The sequence below is a fragment of the Lentzea sp. NPDC006480 genome (assembly GCF_040611995.1).
GTDB lineage: Bacteria > Actinomycetota > Actinomycetes > Mycobacteriales > Pseudonocardiaceae > Lentzea.
This window is the reverse complement of record NZ_JBEXPJ010000349.1, coordinates 1-1,733: the sequence shown is the minus strand read 5'-3', so window position 1 is coordinate 1,733 and position 1,733 is coordinate 1. Positions and strand designations below refer to the sequence as shown.

The following is a 1,733-nucleotide window of genomic DNA, read 5'->3' as shown; positions in this document are numbered from 1 at the left end:
GAACGCCGTGATCACTCGATCGGGGGTCTTTGTGCCGCGCGCAAGGCAAGGGCTGGGATGGCAGCCACCTTCGCCGGATCGATCTCCGACCAGAGGATGCCTTCAGGACGGCGAGACGGACCACACTCGATGACCTGCGTCGGCGTGATGATGAAGTCGACCGAGAAGTCGTGGCTCGTCTCCGGCAGCTCGTCTTCGACCACCTGGAGGTCGTGCACGGTCGTGACGATCGGCGTCGCCTCGTGGATGAGCCCGGCTTCCTGGAGCAGGGCGACCTCGATGTCCGCGTAGCCCGCACCCTTGCCGAGTCGCGCGCCACGGCGGTCGACTGCGACCGAGCCGCACACGACGAGATCCACCTGCGGCATCTCATCGGTGTCGACGGTTCTCGCGAACGTCGCCGCAACCTTCGGCATGGCGGCCTCGGCCGGCGAAACGGGCAGGTGCGCCGGGTCGAGCTCGTAAAACGGCTTCGGCCCTGCAAGCCTCGGCACCGCGAGGTAGATCAGCTTGCCCTGCGACAGGCCCAGCACCCGGACCGGGATCTGAGGCTTGTCCGGGACCGCCTTGACCACGCGCGCGGATCGCCAGATGGCGAGTTCGGCCAGCTTGTCCGCGGCCTCGTCGGCACCCACGAAGTTCGGGATGGACCCGTGCACATCCGGCGGAGCAGCTCCGTGTTCGGCCAGCAGATCCCAGACGCGGTGACGAACTACGTTCTTGTCCTCGCCGGGACTGCCCACGAACCTGGCCTCCTAGGTCGCCGCCATCACGGTCAGCAGGCGGTCGTACACCTGATCTACCACAGGTTCCGCGCGCCAAGGGCGAAGCTCTCTCGCCGCATTGAAAATGACCTTGAGGCCGCCACCGCCCCAGGTGCCCTCGATCGAGTCGATCGCGAGGTGCAGGCTCGCGGCCGCCTGTTCGAGGTCGCGCTGCAGGATGTGGGTCAGGGTGAGATTGGCCAACACGATGCTGCGGGACTTCGACCGAGCCCGCGCCTTGACTGCCACCCGTTCCAGGGTGGGCTGTGCCTTGGTCACGTCCTCCAGCCGGAGGTAACAGGCACCGGCCAGCCGGTCGTGCTGAGTCTCGGAGAACATCTCCGGCACCGGGTCGTCCTCGGTCTTCTGCCCTAAGTGGTCCTGCGCGAGATCCAGTGCAAGTTCGCAGGCTCGGCGTTCGCCGAGCATCGCGTGCGCCTCGGCGGTGTGCAGCACCGCAAGGCCTTCCAGGACTTCACTGTTTCCGCTCGCAGCAACAGCAGCTTGCTCAGTCAGCCGAAGACCGTCACGCGCGTCGTCTTCGCCGTAGAGAGCGACGTACGAAGTCCGGAGCAGCGCGATGCTCTCCAGCACTGGGTCGTTGATCTCGCGTGCGGCTTCCGCGGCACGATCGAAGTGCTTCCTCGCCTCGACGTGGTCCCGGCGCTGGGAGGCGTCCCAGGCGAACTGCCCCATGAGCGTCGCCGCCTCGGCCTCTGCCGCAAGCAGGTCCCGCTTCACGCCGTACCGCTGCGCGTGCTGCCGAAGAAACCGAACCTGCCCCAGCAACTGTCCCGCCTCGGCGAGCAGAGCGGTCGACCGCTCGCTGTCGTAGCGCTCTCCCAGCTCGACGACGTGGTTGCGGAGCCTGGCAACGGTTTCGAAGTCGGCTTGAGACGGGTTCGCGAGCGCCCATTCGACCGAGACGGAACCGTCGAGGTCCAGGTTGGACAGTCGGCGGTTCTCGGT

2 protein-coding genes are annotated in these 1,733 nt (G+C 66.9%); both read right to left on the bottom strand.

Translation table 11 applies throughout. The features are described 5' to 3' along the window. Positions 1 to 11 precede the first annotated feature (11 nt). Positions 12 to 743: a 5-formyltetrahydrofolate cyclo-ligase gene (locus ABZX92_RS45860; RefSeq protein ID WP_355572460.1), complete on the bottom strand. Its 732-nt coding sequence runs from the start codon at positions 741 to 743 to the stop codon at positions 12 to 14. A gap of 12 nt (positions 744 to 755) precedes the next feature. Next, on the bottom strand, positions 756 to 1,733 hold a 978-nt coding region (locus ABZX92_RS45855), incomplete at its 5' end, for a transcriptional regulator (RefSeq protein WP_355572457.1).